Below are 15,516 nucleotides of genomic sequence, written 5' to 3' on the forward strand. Positions count from 1 at the left end.
TGATCAGATAATTATTTATTCCGGAGACAGTATGAATCAGCGAGTTTATGTGTGCGGGGTCGGTATGATCCCTTTTGCCAAGCCAGGCACCAGCGCCAGTTATGATCAGATGGGGGCTAGCGCAGCGCGGCTGGCGCTGCAGGATGCCGGACTCACGTATGCCGCGATTCAACAGGCGTATGCCGGCTATGTGTATGGCGACTCGACTGCGGGACAAAAGGCTTTGTATCAGGTTGGTATGACGGGTATTCCGGTGGTGAATGTGAATAACAATTGTTCGACCGGATCGACGGCGTTGTTTCTGGCGCGTCAGGCGGTTGCCAGCGGTGCGGCCGATTGCGTGCTGGTGCTTGGTTTTGAGCAGATGAGCCCGGGGGCGCTGGGATCGGTATTCCAGGACAGGCCCAGCCCGTTTGATGCTTTTGATGCGGTGACCGACAAGTTGGTCGGCATGTCGCAGATTCCGCTGGCATTGCGTTATTTCGGCGGTGCCGGTTTATCGCATATGCAGAAATTTGGTACGCCGCTGGCCTCTTTTGCCAAAATCCGGGCGAAAGCCAGCCGCCATGCGGCGAATAATCCGCTGGCCTTGTTTCGTAAGATTGTCAGCACGGAAGACGTGCTGGATGCGCCGGTTATCTGGCCCGGCGTCATGACCCGTCTGATGGCCTGTCCGCCGACCTGCGGTGCCGCCGCTGCGGTACTGGTGTCTGAAAAATTCGCGCAGGCGCATCAGCTGAACCGGCAGGTTTATATCGCCGGGCAGGCGATGACGACCGACACGCCGGAAACGTTTGAATCGGACGACATGATGCAGGTCGTCGGTTACGGTATGAGCCAGCGCGCAGCAGCGCAGGTCTATGCGCAGACCGGCATCGGGCCGGATGAACTGGATGTGGTCGAGTTGCACGACTGTTTTGCACACAATGAACTGATTACCTATGAAGCGCTCGGGTTATGTGCCGAGGGCGGTGCCGAGAAATTTATTGATGATGGTGACAATACCTATGGCGGCAAGGTGGTGACCAATCCTTCCGGCGGCCTGCTGTCGAAAGGACATCCGCTGGGTGCGACCGGGCTGGCGCAATGCTACGAACTGACCCATCAGCTGCGTGGTACGGCAGAGGCGCGCCAGGTCAGCGGCGCAAAGATCGCGTTGCAGCACAATCTGGGTCTTGGCGGCGCCTGCGTCGTCACCATGTACCGTCAGTCCTGATCAGAAAGCGAGTACGTCATGCACTACACTTCACCCTGGATGAATGCTGAACTGGAAGGTTTCCGCGATGCGATACGGCGGTTTGTCGCGGCCGAAGTCGCACCGCATCAGGAGCGCTGGAGTCAGCAACAGCATGTGGATCGCGAACTCTGGCACAAGGGCGGCGAAATGGGCATGCTGCTGGCCGATATTCCGGTGGAATACGGCGGCTCCGGCGGCAGCTTTGCGCATCAGGCTGTCGTTTTTGAAGAACTGACCTATGCCGGAGATATGGCTTTCGGCATTCATGTTCACGCCATAGTCGCGCATTACATCCTGAATCAGGGAACCGAAGCGCAGAAACAAAAATACCTGCCTCTGCTGGCCAGCGGAGAGATGGTGGCAGCGATTGCGATGTCGGAGCCGGGTGCCGGGTCGGATCTGAAAGGCATTCGCAGTACCGCCCTGCGCAGTGAAGCAGGTTACCGGATCAATGGATCGAAAATTTTTATTTCAAATGGTTACCTGGCAGACCTGATCGTGGTGGTTGCCAAGACTTCGCCCGACGCCGGAGCGAAAGGCATCTCGCTGATGCTGGTGGAAACCCGGAATTGTCCTGGTTTTAAAGTGGGCCGGATTTTGGAAAAAATTGGACAAAAAGGGCAGGATACCTGCGAGCTGTTTTTTGATGATGTCCTGGTGCCGGCAGATGCCGTGCTCGGTGGTGTTGAGGGGGAGGGATTTCGCCAGCTGATGACGGAATTGCCTTATGAGCGCACGATACTCGGCGTTTCCGCAGTAGCGGCGATCGAGCGCGCCTTGCAGCTCACCGTCGAGCATGTCCGCCAGCGCAAGGCATTTGGACAGGCGCTGATCGAGATGCAGAATACCCGCTTTGTGCTGGCAGAAATCAAGACCGAGGCGACGATTGCGCGCACTTTCATCGACCGCTGCATCGCCGACATGATGGAAGGCCGCATGGATACCGAGCTGGCGTCGATGGCCAAATACTGGCTGTCCGATCTGCAATGCAAGGTGATCGACCAGTGTCTGCAATTGTTCGGCGGCTACGGTTATATGCTGGAATACCCGATTGCCCGCATGTATGCCGATGCCCGTGTGCAAAGGATTTACGGCGGCGCGAATGAAATCATGAAAGAGATCATTGCCCGTTCGCTGTAAGCCGGTTTGCGGACAAGCGGATGAATCAGTGCAGTTGCCAATGAATGGAGATCAGGCATGAGTGGACCATTAAGCGGAATCCGGATCATTGAAATGGTCGGGCTGGGCCCTTGTCCGTTTGCGGGCATGATGTTGGCTGACATGGGGGCGGAAGTGATCCGCATTGATCGTCCGGTGCGCCCGGGCGAAAATAATCCGTTTCCGATGCTGGGTACTGCCTGCGATGTGATGGCACGCGGGCGGCGCTCGCTGGCGCTGGATCTGAAGCAGCCGGAATCGGTACAGGTGCTGCTGGAACTGGTGACGAAAGCGGATGCGCTGATCGAAGGATTCCGCCCCGGTGTGATGGAGCGGCTGGGACTGGGGCCCGATGTCTGCCAGCAGCATAATCCGCGTCTGGTGTATGGCCGCATCACCGGCTGGGGGCAGGATGGGCCGCTGGCGCAGGCTGCCGGACATGACCTGAACTATATCGCTCTCAGCGGCATGCTGCATGCCATGGGCCGGCCAGACGGGCCGCCGCCGCCGCCACTGAATCTGGTCGGTGACTTTGGCGGCGGCGCCATGATGTTGGCATTCGGCGTGGTTTGCGCATTACTGGAGGCCAGGCAATCCGGCAAAGGGCAGGTGATTGATGCCGCTATGGTTGATGGCACGGCGTTGCTGGGCGCGATGCTGTATGGCTTTCGCGCTTATGGCGCATGGCATGATCAGCGCGGCGCCAATCTGCTGGATGGTGGCGCACATTTTTACGATACCTATACCTGTGCGGATGGTAAATTCATCTCGGTCGGCGCGATCGAGCCACAGTTCTACGCACTGCTGCTGAAATCAGCCGGAGTCACTGACCCGGCTTTTCAACAGCAGATGTCAGTCGCTGCCTGGCCTGAACTGAAACAAAAGCTCGGCGCAATTTTTGCCAGCCGCAGCCGGGCCGAATGGTGCGCCATCATGGAAGGAACCGATATCTGTTTTGCGCCGGTGCTGGACATGGGCGAGGCGCCATCCCATCCGCATAATCAGCAACGCCGGAACTTCACCGAGGTCGCAGGCGTGGTTCAGCCGGCACCGGCACCGCGCTTCAGCCGGACGCCAGCGCAGATCAGCAGACCTCCGGCCAAGCCGGGCGAACAGAGTGCAGAAATCCTGCGTGACTGGGGTATCCCCGCCGCGCTGGCTGTTGCTGTGCTGCGCTGAGCGTTGCTCTGGTTTTTTTAGGGGAGTATCCGTTAAAAATGCCTGATTCCCCAAATTAATAAAGGCTGATGAAATATACTCCCCGGGAGTATATTTTTATGTCATTTTAAATTCCAACCCGTCTCGCTGCCAGAGTGCTGTGCAGCGTGTCCTGACAGATAAAATGCCTTTGCGTGCAATCTTTGGCGACATGCCGTTTGCGGATGATAATTTCCTGTGACGGTTTGGGAATCTTGAATATTCTCCGGAATTTTGATGGTGAGGAACTTTAGCTGCCCCGCATCAGACCAAATCATTACAATCAATTCTGACCGGGTTCTTTGCACGGGGTTGGCAAACTAGTCCGGAAAATCATACTTCATACAATGAAAACAGGGAGAAAAGTTCATGCGTATATCCAGGCTCATGCCAGTCGCCATGGCGGTGATGTTGTGCTTCCCGGTGTTTGCTGCGACAAGCGTGAAGGATACGCAGCGAGCACAGGATACGGCGGGCAGCGAAAAGAAAGCCGACAACGAAAAAAAGAAATGGGATGTGAACCATCCGCCCGGTGATGCGCAAACCGTGCAAATCGATACCCATACCGGCACCTGGATGAGCGTGGACATCAGTCCGGACGGGAAGCAGATCGTGTTTGATCTGCTGGGTGACATCTACACCTTGCCGGTCAGCGGCGGTGAGGCAAAGTCCCTGACACATTCGATTGCATGGGAAATGCAGCCGCGTTTTTCTCCTGACGGCAAACACATTGCGTTCATGTCGGATGCTGCTGGTGGTGATAATGTCTGGGTCATGAATGCCGACGGCAACGATGCCCATGCTGTGACCAAAGAAGATTTCCGCCTGCTGAATAATCCGGTCTGGCATCCCGATGGCAATTATATTGCGGCACGCAAGCATTACAGCGGTACGCGTTCACTGGGCTCCGGTGAAATCTGGTTGTATCACACCAGCGGTGGCGCTGGCGTGCAACTGAACGAAAAACCGAACTGGCAGAAAGATCTGGGCGAACCTGCGTTTTCTCCCGATGGACGTTATGTCTATTATTCGCAGGACACCACGGGCGGTACGGCATTTGAATACAACAAAGATTCCAACGGCCAGATTTACCAGATTTTCCGCCAGGATTTGCAGGACGGTAAAGTCAAAGCCATCGTCAGCGGCCCTGGCGGTGCGGTAAGGCCCGTGCCATCGCCGGATGGAAAGTATCTGGCCTTTGTGCGGCGAGTCCGTAATCAGTCCACCTTGTTCCTCAAAAATTTAGAGACCGGCGAAGAGCGCGCTGCCTGGCCGGAGCTGGAACGCGATATGCAGGAAGCCTGGGCGATTCACGGTGTGTATCCTGCGTTTGCCTGGATGCCGGGCAGCAAGGAAATCGTGGTCTGGGCCAAAGGAAAAATCTGGCGGCTGGACCCGTTTTCCGGCGCGGCAAAAGAGATTCCGTTTCATGTGAAGGATACGCGCGAAGTACGGCCTGCATTGCGCTTCCCGCACGACGTTGCGCCGGACAAGTTTGACGTGCACCAGTTACGCTGGGTGAATGTCTCTCCGGCAGGTGACCGCGTTGTGTACTCGGCGCTGGGACATTTGTATATTCGCGATCTGCCGTCCGGCATACCACGCCGGCTCACACAGCAGAATACGCATTTTGAATATTTCCCAAGCTTTTCGCGGGATGGCAAACAGGTCGTGTTCTCAAGCTGGGACGATACCCAGCTGGGTTCAGTGCGTTTGCTGGATATCGCCAGCGGCAAGGAAACGCTGCTGACCAGGACGCCCGGCAAATACACGCATGCCAGAATGTCGCCCGATGGCAAACAGGTCGTGTTTGTCAAAGCAAAAGGCGGTTACCTGACAACGCCGTGGTATGGCATGGATACCGGCGTCTATGTGGTCAGTACGGATGGCAAGCAGGCACCGCGCTTGCTGACAGAAGAGGGCAGCGCACCGCAATTCGGCAAAGACAGTTCTGCCGTTTACGTCAGCCGCACCAAGTATTCCGGCGAAGTCGACTGGACGACTTCACTGGTCAGGATATCGCTGGACGGCACGCCGGAACAGGCAGTCGCTAAAAGCGAGTTTGCCGGTGAATTTGCGCTTTCGCCAGACGGTGAATGGCTGGCATTTGGCGAACGCTTCCATGCGTATGTAACGCCGCTGCCGCTCGCCGGTAAGCCGGTTACCATCGGCCAGAAAATGGATGCGCTCCCCGTCAAACAGCTGGATGTGAATGCTGGCCAGTATCTGCACTGGTCCGGCGATAGCCAGAAAATTTATTTCTCCCTGGGTGATGAGCTGTTTGCCCGTGATCTGAAAGATGCTTTTTCCTTTGTGCCCGGCGCTCCGGCAGAGCTGCCTAAATTTAGTGAAAATGGTTTGAAGATCGGTTTTGCGGAAAAGGCAGATCAGCCGCATGGTCTTACCGTCATTTCCGGTGCCAGGATCGTGACCATGAAAGGTGATGAGGTGATTGAAGATGGCCGCATTCTGATCAAAGACAATCGCATCCAGCAAGTTGGTCCTGCTTCAGCGATCACGATTCCGGCAGGCGCAACAGTGGTCGATGCCAAAGGAAAAACCGTCTTGCCGGGACTGGTGGATGTGCACTGGCATGGCGGTATGGGAGAGAGCGGCATTATTCCGCAGCAGAGCTGGATTGATTATGCTTCGCTGGCATTCGGTGTGACGACTTTGCACGATCCTTCGAACGATACCAATGAAATTTTCAGTCACAGCGAAATGCAAAAAGCGGGCTTGGTCGTTGCGCCGAGGATTTTCTCGACCGGCACCATCCTGTACGGTGCGAAAGGGAATTTCAGTGCGGTCGTCAATAATCTGGATGATGCGCTGACACATCTGAAACGTCTGAAGGCGGCAGGCGCAATCTCGGTCAAGAGCTATAACCAGCCGCGCCGCGAACAGCGTCAGCAGATTCTGGAAGCGGCACGCCAGACCGGCATGATGGTGGTGCCGGAGGGTGGTTCGCTGTTTGAGCACAATATGACCATGGTGGTCGATGGCCACACCGGTGTGGAACACGCGCTGCCGGTAGAAAAAGTGTATGACGACGTTACGCAGCTGTGGTCGCAGACCAAGGTCGGCTATACACCAACGCTGGGTGTGGCGTATGGCGGGCTGGATGGCGAGCACTACTGGTATGCGCGTACCGATGTGTGGAAACATCCGCTGCTGTCGCGTTATGTGCCGCGTTCAGTGCTGGTTCCACGCAGCGTCCGCCGTGAAACGGCACCGGAAGAAGACTTCAATGTATTCCGTGCGGCTGCGGTGGCGAATGTGTTGCAGCAATCCGGCGTACCGGTCAATCTGGGGGCGCATGGCCAGCGTGAAGGGCTGGCTGCACACTGGGAAATGTGGACCATGGTGCGTGGCGGTATGACACCGCTGCAGGCTATCCGCAGCGCCACGATCAATGGTGCCCGCTATCTGGGACTGGACAAGGACATCGGCTCGCTCGAAGCAGGCAAACTGGCTGACCTGATGATCGTTGATGGTGATGTGCTGAACGATATCCGCCAGTCAGATCGTGTGACACAGGTCATGCTCAATGGTCGTCTGTATGACACGGCCAGCATGAATGAAACCGGCTCTCATGCCAAAAAGCGCAAGCCTTTCTTTTTTGAAGGTTTGAATGGCAGCCATGTGCCGGTAGATGCCAATGAGTATTCTCATGGGCATGGCGGTGACTGATCCGGGTCGCTGCCGATTATCCCTGCCTGCCAGTCAATGCCAGTGGTGATGTTCATGACTGCTGGCAGGCGCCGGAAAACAATGAAAAGAAAAAAGCCCTGCATCAGACATCTGACGCAGGGCTTTTTTAACGATGTGTATTGACAGTTTGTGTCGTTACGGATTTTGCAGGGCTTTTCTGACCTGCTTCAGGAAAACAGGATCAGTCACGCCGATTTTTTGTGTGCGTGCCACAATCTTGCCATTGCTATCCAGCAGTATCATGGCCGTGGTGTGGTTGAATTCACCATCTTCCAGCAGACGGTACTGAATGCCCAGTGCAGCAGCAATTTTGCGGACGCTGGCAGGGTCGGTACGGGCAATGGTCCAGTATTTCGGATTCAGTTCATGCTTGCTGGCGACCGATTGCAGTGCTTGGGTATCGTCGCGTGCCGGATCGAAGGTGATCAGCATCATGGACAGATTGTCGCGCTCTGCCGGGGTCAGGTCTTTTTCCACCAGACGCATCGATTCGATCAGCATAGGGCAGACGAATTCACATGAGTTATAAAACATGCTGACCAACACAGGTTTGCCGCGCTTGTCTGCCAGTGTGAAGGATTCGTTATTCTGATTGCTCAGCGTGGCAGCAATCTTATAAACCGAATTACCCGGCAGGGGTTTTGCATTTGCGGTGGCATTTGCTGTGGCGGTGACGCTGGCGCTGCTACTGGAAGCGGAACCGTCAGCTGTTTGTGCCAGCACGGATGTGGCTGATGCCAGCAAAAGACAGCTTGCCGAGAACAACAGGCCGGTAGTCAATGAGTTCAATCGTTTCATGGTTTTTCCTGAGGTAGGTTTTTCGCACAGCGAAAACCCAGTTGTCGCGTTGTGTTGGCGCCATTCATGGCGGACAGCAGGGCAACGCGCATGAGTATGGCAAAGTTATCTCTATCCTGCAGGCTGATTGCTCCGGCTCCGCAGTACTGTAACTGATCAGGGTCGCCCTGATTGCGGCTGTCTGCACTGACCAGCAGCGCATTGAAATCATCCACCCATTCCCAGATCAGGCCGTGCATATTGCTGATGCCGTAGTAATTGGTCGCACCACCGACTTTGGTCGGATTAGAACTTCCGGGTTGGGAATACCAGGACAAAATTTTTGCCCGCCATTTCGGGTCTTTGCGCGCATCGGCGTGAGTTTCGTCCGCCGCGGCGACATATTCCCATTCATACCAGGAAGGGAGTCGTCCGCCTTCGGATTCACAGTATGCCTGGGCGGCAAACCAGCTGACCTGTGTTACCGGAGTGTCTGCCTGGCTGGCTTCGGGACCGGTATCAGGGATCTGGCTGAGGTAACTCTCATCCGCAAAAATACTGGGGATATTGGCTTTTTCCCATTCAGGATGTGCTTTGGTAAACGCAAAAAATTCTGCAGTTGTCACTGGCAGTGTGCGCAGATAAAACGCATTGATTTTGACGGGAAGATTGTTGAGGCCGCGTCCTGCAGACAGCACGCTATCGATGCTGCCTGCAGGAATCATCTGATAATTTTCTGTGGACGCTGCATGCGCTGCGCCACCGACTGGCAGCAGTACCGCTGCCAGCAGACTGGTCAGCACGCTTGCCAGTACTGAGGTGTTGCCGGGGCTGGACAGAGCACGCAACGGATTCTCCTGTGAAAAATATATCAAAAGCAGTATCGGAACCGGTGATCAGTGTTCGCCGGATGCCTTTACTGTGGTTTTTGCACGGATGGCCTTCACATCATCGCTCTTGATCTGGCCGCCTTTGTTATCCCAGCTGTTGAGGACATAAGTCAGGATATTTGCCACTTCATCGTCGTTCAACTGATTCATCGGCGGCATGACAGAGTTAAACTCGTTGCCATTGACTGTGACCTTGCCATTCAATCCCTGCAGCACGACTTTAATGGCACGCTGGTGATCTGCATTCAGATAATCTGATTTCGCCAGAGGAGGGAATACACCCGGCAAACCGGCACCATTGGATTGATGGCAGACCGAGCAGGTTCCTTCAAACAGCGCTTTCCCTGCGAGTACCTGATCTTGCAGTGTCAGCGTGCCGCTGGCTGCATTGGCGGTCGCTTTGGTGACAGCGGCCAGGTTAGGGCCAGCGCGGTCACCCAGGTAAACCGCATCGACCTCTTTACCGGAATAAATGGCTTTATTTTCTGCGCCATCCACTTTGATGATCGCCAGCGCACCCTTGTTGAATGCACGGAAGATGGAGTGATCCACCATCACGAAGCTGCCAGGTACTTTGGTTGTATATTCCACGACAGCAGCACCGCCAGCCGGAATCAGCGTAGTTTGTACATTTTTCTGGAAATTAGTACCGCCTTCAAAACGGACCTTGTCGAAAATCGCACCGATCACATGGAAACTCGACACCAGGTTCGGACCGCCGTTACCGACGAACAGGCGGATTTTTTCATTGGTCTTGGCTTTCAGTGCCTTGTCACCAGTCAGCGCGCCTTCTGCGCCGTTAAACAACACGTAAGTCGGTTTTTCGTCGATGGCTTTTTCCATATCGAATGGCTGCAAGCCTTTTTCACGGTATTTGCCGGTGGTGTAGAAGTCACCTTGCATGACGTAATATTCGTGATCGACAGCAGGTAATCCTTCTGGTGGCTCCACCAGAATCAGGCCGTACATGCCGTTACCAATGTGCATGCCAACCGGAGCGGTTGCGCAGTGATAGACGTAAATACCTTCGTTGAGCGCTTTAAAAGAGAACTGGGATTCGTGTCCAGGTGCAGTAAAGCTGGAAGCTGCGCCACCACCAGGACCTGTCACACCATGCAGGTCGATATTGTGCGGCATCTTGTTGGCAGGATGATTCTTCAGGTGAAATTCGACGGTATCACCCTGACGGACACGGATAAAGCTACCCGGGACCGTGCCACCAAATGTCCAGAAGGTGTAGGTCACGCCTTCTGAAATCGGCATTTCTTTTTCGATGACTTCGAGATTCACAATCACTTTGGCCGGATATTTCCGGTTGACCGGTGGCGGGACGTTCGGCGGGCTGGTTAATACCGCCTGAATCGGGGCACCTTGCGGTGGGCCGAAATCGCCGGCGGATTTCGCACCGGCTTTGTCATTGCCCGCTGCGCCTGCGGTCATTGGTGCAGAGACCAGGGCTGTGGCCACCGCTAACATTGCGCAAGCCGTTTTAATCATGAGCTTCATAGAAATACCTCTCAAAGTATGATGGGACGTGCTGCAAAGTTTTCCGGGGAGCCGCCATTCCTGTGCTGCTCTGGAAAACTGGTGTCGACATCGGTGTTGGTATAAAAAGTACTGCCCGGAATGGTTACCGGTCTGATCCAGCTGAATCTCAGAGTAAAGCAAAGTGATTGCTGCAGCTATACGCCGTTAGGAGGATGTCGGGCTATAGAATGGGGAATGAAGCATATCTTTGATGTGCCTCAAAGGTGGTATGCAGACAGATAACAGATTGCATAGCCACAGATACAGTTTCCCCTCGTAAAAACACTATGTGTATCCTGTTTCGCGACGCATTTATGTCAAAATGACGCCTGACTGCATTGTCTCGTGTTGCGCAACGGCATCACTGCAATGTCGTACTTATTGATAACCATCCGGAGTCATACCATGTTTCAGCACGTTGAAGCCTATCCTGGCGATCCTATCTTATCTTTGAATGAAGCATTCGGTAAAGATCCGCGGCCAAATAAAATCAATTTATCCATCGGCATTTATTTCGACGATGCAGGAAAAATTCCTATGCTGCCCTCAGTACGCGCAGCGGAGCTGAAAGTAGTGGCAGAAGCGGGTGCCCGTCCTTATCTGCCGATGGAAGGCGCGGCAAATTTCCGTACGGCAGTTCAGCATTTGTTATTTGGCGCTGACCATGTTGCTGTCAAGGAAGGTCGCATTGTGACTTTGCAGATGGTTGGCTCCAGTGGTGGTCTTAAGATTGGCGGCGATTTCATCAAGCGCTATTTCCCGGCTTCCGCAATGCTGGTCAGTGATCCGACCTGGGATAATCACCGCGCAGTTTTTGAAGGTTCTGGTATTACCGTCAAAACCTATCCTTATTATGATGCAGCGACAGGCGGCTTGCGTTTCGATGCCATGCTGGAAGCATTGAAAGCCGCAGACAAGAAAAGTATCGTTCTGCTGCACGCCTGCTGTCACAATCCGACCGGCGTTGACCTGACGCAGGCGCAATGGCAGGCACTGGTGCCGATACTGAAAGAGCGTGAATTGATTCCTTTCCTTGACCTGGCTTATCAGGGCTACGGTGATGGTATCGAGCAAGACGCTTATGTGGTGCGCTTGCTGGCGACGGAAGGCTTGAGTTTTTTCGTGGCAAATTCATTTTCCAAGAGCATGAGTCTGTATGGTGAGCGTTGTGGCGCGCTGAGTGTGGTGTGCCCGGATGCTGCGCAGGCAGTGAATGTGCTGGGCCAGATGAAAGCGACGATCCGCCGCAATTATTCCAATCCACCGATGCATGGCGGCCAGCTGGTGGCACGTGTACTGTCTGATCCTGAGTTGCGTCCGATGTGGGAAGCTGAAGTCGTGGCAATGCGGGACCGGATTCAGTCCATGCGCCGTCAGTTGCACGATGTCTTGAGCGCCAAATTGCCGGGTCGTGATTTCAGTTATTTCCTGACTCAGCGCGGGATGTTCAGTTATACCGGTTTGTCGCCTGAGCAGTGTGACCGGCTGAAAGAAGAATTCGGTGTATATCTGGTGCGTTCTGGCCGGATGTGTGTGGCAGGACTCAATAGCGGTAATGTTGAGGCAACAGCGAATGCAATGGCCGCTGTGCTGGCTTGATTTATTTTCTCGTTGCAATGAAAACGCCGGCGGTTCAGCCGGCGTTTTTTTATGAAAATTCGGATCCGGGATGACTATCCATAACCGGTGTTTTTCCAGTCGCCGAACGAACGCTGACCGGTGTATGCAAATGCGGTAAAAGCTGCGTCAGTGCTGTTTTCAGATGTTGGGTGGTGCCGGTGGTATAGGCCGTTATGCCAGGGTTCGCTGCATCGATGGCAAGTAAGCCGTGATCCTGTAATTGTGTTTGCAGGTACCTGGCAACGGCGAGTCCCGTGTCGATCAGCTCTATGTGTGGTCCGCTGCGGTGTTTTTCACGGAGAAGTTCCCTGATCTGCTGCTTTACAAACGGATAGTGGGTACATCCCAGAACGATGGTGTCGGCCCCGGATTCCAGTAACGGGGTCAGATATTGATCCAGCATGGCGAGGGTTTTCGGTGAGCTGAATTCTGCTTTTTCAATCTGATCCGCCAGCCCTGTACATGCCTGCTGCACAAATCTGACCTGATGTGCGTCACTGAGCTGATCGCGTAAATTCCGAAACTTCAGACTGTTCAGCGTTCCCTGTGTCGCCATCACCCCGACCACGCCTGAGCGGGTATGCTGGCAGGCGGGTTTCAGGCCCGGCTCCATGCCAATCAGGATTTGTGTCGGATATTGGGCACGCAGCACCCGGGCGGCGGCGGCCGTTGCGGTATTGCAGGCGATTACGATGGCTTTGCAGTGCTGCTGCAACAGAAACTCTGTGATCGACTGGCAGCGCGTGACGATCGTCTGTTCGCTTTTTTCTCCGTAGGGGGCAAAACCGGAATCTGCGAAATAAATCAGTTTTTCATGCGGCAGCAGTTGGTGAATATGCTGAAGTACGGACAATCCGCCAATGCCAGAATCAAAAATGCCTACCGGGGCGGAGGGGGAAAGCTGCATACCGGGGAACTGTCAGCGTGAAGTGAATAAGGCAATAATTTTGCCAGACATTAATAAAACATGCTCTGGTCTGCGAACAGAACAGAGCATGTCAGTTACCACCGTCAGGGCAGCGAAACTAATGAGTCGCTATCAGTTCACCGGAATGATGCCGATCTTTGCCTGCCATTCTCTCGGACCGGTGTTGTGAACCGATGTGCCTTGAGAATCTACCGCTACTGTGACTGGCATGTCTGTTACATCGAACTCATAGATCGCTTCCATTCCGAGGTCTTCAAAGCCAACCACTTTCGCAGATTTAATCGCTTTCGACACCAGGTAAGCCGCACCGCCGACCGCCATCAGATAGGCGGACTGATGCTTTTTGATGGACTCGATCGCAACCGGACCGCGCTCCGCTTTACCGATCATTGAGATCAGGCCGGTTTTTTCCAGCATCATGTCGGTAAATTTATCCATGCGGGTTGCCGTAGTCGGCCCTGCAGGTCCTACTGCTTCGTCGCGTACCGGGTCAACCGGGCCCACATAATAGATAACGCGGTTGGTGAAATCGACCGGTAAGGATTCGCCTTTGGCCAGCATATCCTGAATACGCTTGTGTGCAGCGTCGCGACCGGTCAGCATTTTGCCGTTCAGCAGCAGGGTTTGCCCTGGTTTCCAGGAGGCGACTTCTTCTTTGGTCAGTGTGTTGAGATCGACGCGTTTGGACTTTTCGGTATCCGGTGTCCAGTGTACATCTGGCCAGTCGGACAGTTTTGGTGGTTCGATATAACTAGGGCCGGAGCCGTCGAGCACAAAGTGCGCGTGACGCGTTGCTGCGCAGTTCGGAATCATCGCGACCGGTTTGGAGGCGGCATGGGTTGGATACATATTGATTTTTACATCCAGTACCGTCGTCAGACCACCCAGACCCTGTGCGCCGATGCCGAGCGCATTCACTTTGTCGCACAGTTCAATACGCAATTCTTCCAGTTTGTTTTGCGGACCGCGCTGCTTCAGTTCGTACATGTCGATGTCATCCATCAGGGACTCTTTCGCCATCAGCATCGCTTTTTCTGCTGTGCCGCCGATACCGATACCCAGCATACCTGGCGGACACCAGCCTGCACCCATAGTCGGCACGGTTTTCATGACCCAGTCCACCAGTGAGTCGGATGGGTTGAGCATCACGAATTTGGTTTTGTTTTCAGAGCCCCCACCTTTGGCGGCCACTTTCACATCGACGGTATTGCCCGGCACCAGTTCCATGTGTACGACAGCCGGAGTATTGTCCTTGGTGTTTTTGCGTTCAAATTGCGGGTCGGCCACGATGGAAGCCCGTAATTTGTTGTCTGGGAAATTATAGCCCCGGCGCACACCTTCATTGACGGCATCGACGATCGAACCGCTGAAGCCTTCAAAACGTACGCCCATTCCGATTTTAAGGAATACGTTGACGATTCCGGTGTCCTGACAGATCGGACGCTTGCCTTCAGCGCACATGCGGGAATTGGTCAGAATCTGCGCAATGGCATCTTTCGCAGCCGGGCTCTGTTCTGCTTCATAAGCGCGTGCGAGGTGGGCGATGTAATCTGCCGGATGGTAGTAGCTGATATATTGCAGTGCAGCTGCAACGGATTCAATCAGATCGTCTTGTTTGATGACTGTCATGATATGGCTCTTGGCTGGTTGAAAGAAAATCGGAAATTCCCTGCAGAGATCGGTGCAGGAAGCATAAATACATCATGCCGTTTCATTTTTCTCCAGGATCGCGATTGATCCGCAGCATTTTTTGCTGCGGATGGCAATGGAGAAAAAGGACGATGGCATCATTTCAGTGGTGATTCGTATCTGCAATTTGCTGTGTGGTGGTCATGATCCGGTCGCAATATGCAATTGCCAGTGCTGACAGCAGGAAAACCAGATGAATACCTGTCTGTGCAAGAATAGTCTCGGGTTTGTAATGATCAGCATTGATGAAGGTCTTGAGCAGGTGAATCGACGAGATGCCGATAATTGCCATGGCAAGTTTGACCTTGAGTACTGATGCATTAACATGCGAAAGCCACTCAGGCTGATCCGGGTGGCCATCCAGTCCCAGGCGCGAAACAAAAGTTTCATAACCGCCGATAATCACCATGATGAGCAAATTAGAAATCATCACGACATCAATCAGGCCGAGTACCACGAGCATGATCGTGGTTTCCGTCAGCTTGTCCGGACGTGCATTGCCGATTGCCACGGCATCCAGAATGTGCTGCAACGCCGCTTCATTGCCAAGCGCTGCACCGATCAGGTCCACCAGTTCAACCCAGAAATGATAAACATAGACGCATTGCGCCAGAATCAGACCGAGATAAAGCGGTAACTGCAGCCAGCGGCTCAGGAAAATGAGATTGGCGAGCGGGGACAGCTTGTGCGGGGAATGTGATTGAGACATGAGCAGCTGAAAATGAGCAGGGAAGTGTGAATTGAATCACCCCCTATTTTACATGCTGCTGCGAGCTCGTGTG

General features: G+C 54.2%; 11 protein-coding genes. 5 read left to right on the forward strand and 6 right to left on the reverse strand.

The genetic code is table 11. The features are described 5' to 3' along the window. The first annotated feature begins 31 nt into the window (after positions 1–31). The 4 genes from H8K27_RS06625 to H8K27_RS06640 all read left to right on the forward strand — a co-directional run bounded on the left by H8K27_RS06625 (position 32) and on the right by H8K27_RS06640 (position 7,282). Positions 32–1,216 carry a lipid-transfer protein gene (locus H8K27_RS06625; protein ID WP_186862381.1) on the forward strand — a complete coding sequence of 395 codons (1,185 nt, stop codon included), beginning with the start codon at positions 32–34 and terminating at the stop codon, positions 1,214–1,216. 18 nt (positions 1,217–1,234) lie between these two features. Beyond that, positions 1,235–2,377 (forward strand): acyl-CoA dehydrogenase family protein, encoded by a 1,143-nt coding sequence (locus tag H8K27_RS06630; protein ID WP_230418987.1) that lies wholly within the window; start codon positions 1,235–1,237, stop codon positions 2,375–2,377. Between the two features lie 57 nt (positions 2,378–2,434). Then, complete coding sequence (locus H8K27_RS06635) at positions 2,435–3,574, forward strand: CaiB/BaiF CoA transferase family protein (RefSeq protein WP_186862382.1); 1,140 nt, start codon at positions 2,435–2,437, stop codon at positions 3,572–3,574. Between the two features lie 387 nt (positions 3,575–3,961). Further along, on the forward strand, positions 3,962–7,282 hold the full coding sequence (locus H8K27_RS06640) for an amidohydrolase family protein (RefSeq protein ID WP_186862383.1): 3,321 nt from the start codon (positions 3,962–3,964) through the stop codon (positions 7,280–7,282). 156 nt (positions 7,283–7,438) lie between these two features. Here H8K27_RS06640 and H8K27_RS06645 read toward each other — a convergent pair whose 3' ends face one another. From H8K27_RS06645 to nirK, 3 genes are read right to left on the reverse strand one after another with little or no spacing between them, the layout of a single operon-like run. After that, positions 7,439–8,101 (reverse strand): SCO family protein, encoded by a 663-nt coding sequence (locus tag H8K27_RS06645; RefSeq protein ID WP_186862384.1) that lies wholly within the window; start codon positions 8,099–8,101, stop codon positions 7,439–7,441. Then, a complete protein-coding gene (locus H8K27_RS06650) occupies positions 8,098–8,928 on the reverse strand; it encodes a formylglycine-generating enzyme family protein (RefSeq protein WP_230418989.1) in 831 nt (276 codons plus the stop codon). The genes H8K27_RS06645 and H8K27_RS06650 overlap by 4 nt, the downstream gene beginning before the upstream one ends. 48 nt (positions 8,929–8,976) lie before the next feature. After that, a complete protein-coding gene (gene nirK, locus H8K27_RS06655; RefSeq protein ID WP_222610613.1) occupies positions 8,977–10,476 on the reverse strand; it encodes a copper-containing nitrite reductase in 1,500 nt (499 codons plus the stop codon). Positions 10,477–10,902: 426 nt separating this feature from the next. Here nirK and H8K27_RS06660 point away from each other — a divergent pair, with 426 nt between their 5' ends. Continuing rightward, positions 10,903–12,096, forward strand: a complete 1,194-nt coding sequence (locus tag H8K27_RS06660) for an amino acid aminotransferase (RefSeq protein WP_186862385.1) — start codon at positions 10,903–10,905, stop codon at positions 12,094–12,096. A 49-nt stretch (positions 12,097–12,145) separates the two neighbouring features. On the opposite strand, the gene murI is transcribed toward H8K27_RS06660, so the two are convergent. The 3 genes from murI to H8K27_RS06675 all read right to left on the reverse strand — a co-directional run bounded on the left by murI (position 12,146) and on the right by H8K27_RS06675 (position 15,443). Continuing rightward, on the reverse strand, positions 12,146–13,024 hold the full coding sequence (gene murI / locus H8K27_RS06665) for a glutamate racemase (protein WP_186862386.1): 879 nt from the start codon (positions 13,022–13,024) through the stop codon (positions 12,146–12,148). Positions 13,025–13,156: 132 nt separating this feature from the next. Then, positions 13,157–14,674 carry a fumarate hydratase gene (locus H8K27_RS06670; protein WP_186862387.1) on the reverse strand — a complete coding sequence of 506 codons (1,518 nt, stop codon included), beginning with the start codon at positions 14,672–14,674 and terminating at the stop codon, positions 13,157–13,159. A gap of 163 nt (positions 14,675–14,837) precedes the next feature. Continuing rightward, positions 14,838–15,443: a TIGR00645 family protein gene (locus tag H8K27_RS06675; RefSeq protein ID WP_186862388.1), complete on the reverse strand. Its 606-nt coding sequence runs from the start codon at positions 15,441–15,443 to the stop codon at positions 14,838–14,840. Between the last annotated feature and the right edge of the window lie 73 nt (positions 15,444–15,516).

Source organism: Cognatundibacterium griseum, from assembly GCF_014284195.1.
GTDB classification, from domain to species: Bacteria; Pseudomonadota; Gammaproteobacteria; order Burkholderiales; family Burkholderiaceae_D; genus Undibacterium; species Undibacterium griseum.

Excerpts from the sequence above, each read along its gene's own strand:
- H8K27_RS06625 (WP_186862381.1), top strand. The coding sequence starts at position 32 with ATGAATCAGCGAGTTTATGTGTGCGGGGTCGGTATGATCCCTTTTGCC.
- H8K27_RS06630 (WP_230418987.1), top strand. The coding sequence starts at position 1,235 with ATGCACTACACTTCACCCTGGATGAATGCTGAACTGGAAGGTTTCCGC.
- H8K27_RS06635 (WP_186862382.1), top strand. The coding sequence starts at position 2,435 with ATGAGTGGACCATTAAGCGGAATCCGGATCATTGAAATGGTCGGGCTG.
- H8K27_RS06640 (WP_186862383.1), top strand. The coding sequence starts at position 3,962 with ATGCGTATATCCAGGCTCATGCCAGTCGCCATGGCGGTGATGTTGTGC.
- H8K27_RS06645 (WP_186862384.1), bottom strand. The coding sequence starts at position 8,101 with ATGAAACGATTGAACTCATTGACTACCGGCCTGTTGTTCTCGGCAAGC.
- nirK (WP_222610613.1), bottom strand. The coding sequence starts at position 10,476 with ATGAAGCTCATGATTAAAACGGCTTGCGCAATGTTAGCGGTGGCCACA.
- H8K27_RS06660 (WP_186862385.1), top strand. The coding sequence starts at position 10,903 with ATGTTTCAGCACGTTGAAGCCTATCCTGGCGATCCTATCTTATCTTTG.
- murI (WP_186862386.1), bottom strand. The coding sequence starts at position 13,024 with ATGCAGCTTTCCCCCTCCGCCCCGGTAGGCATTTTTGATTCTGGCATT.
- H8K27_RS06670 (WP_186862387.1), bottom strand. The coding sequence starts at position 14,674 with ATGACAGTCATCAAACAAGACGATCTGATTGAATCCGTTGCAGCTGCA.
- H8K27_RS06675 (WP_186862388.1), bottom strand. The coding sequence starts at position 15,443 with ATGTCTCAATCACATTCCCCGCACAAGCTGTCCCCGCTCGCCAATCTC.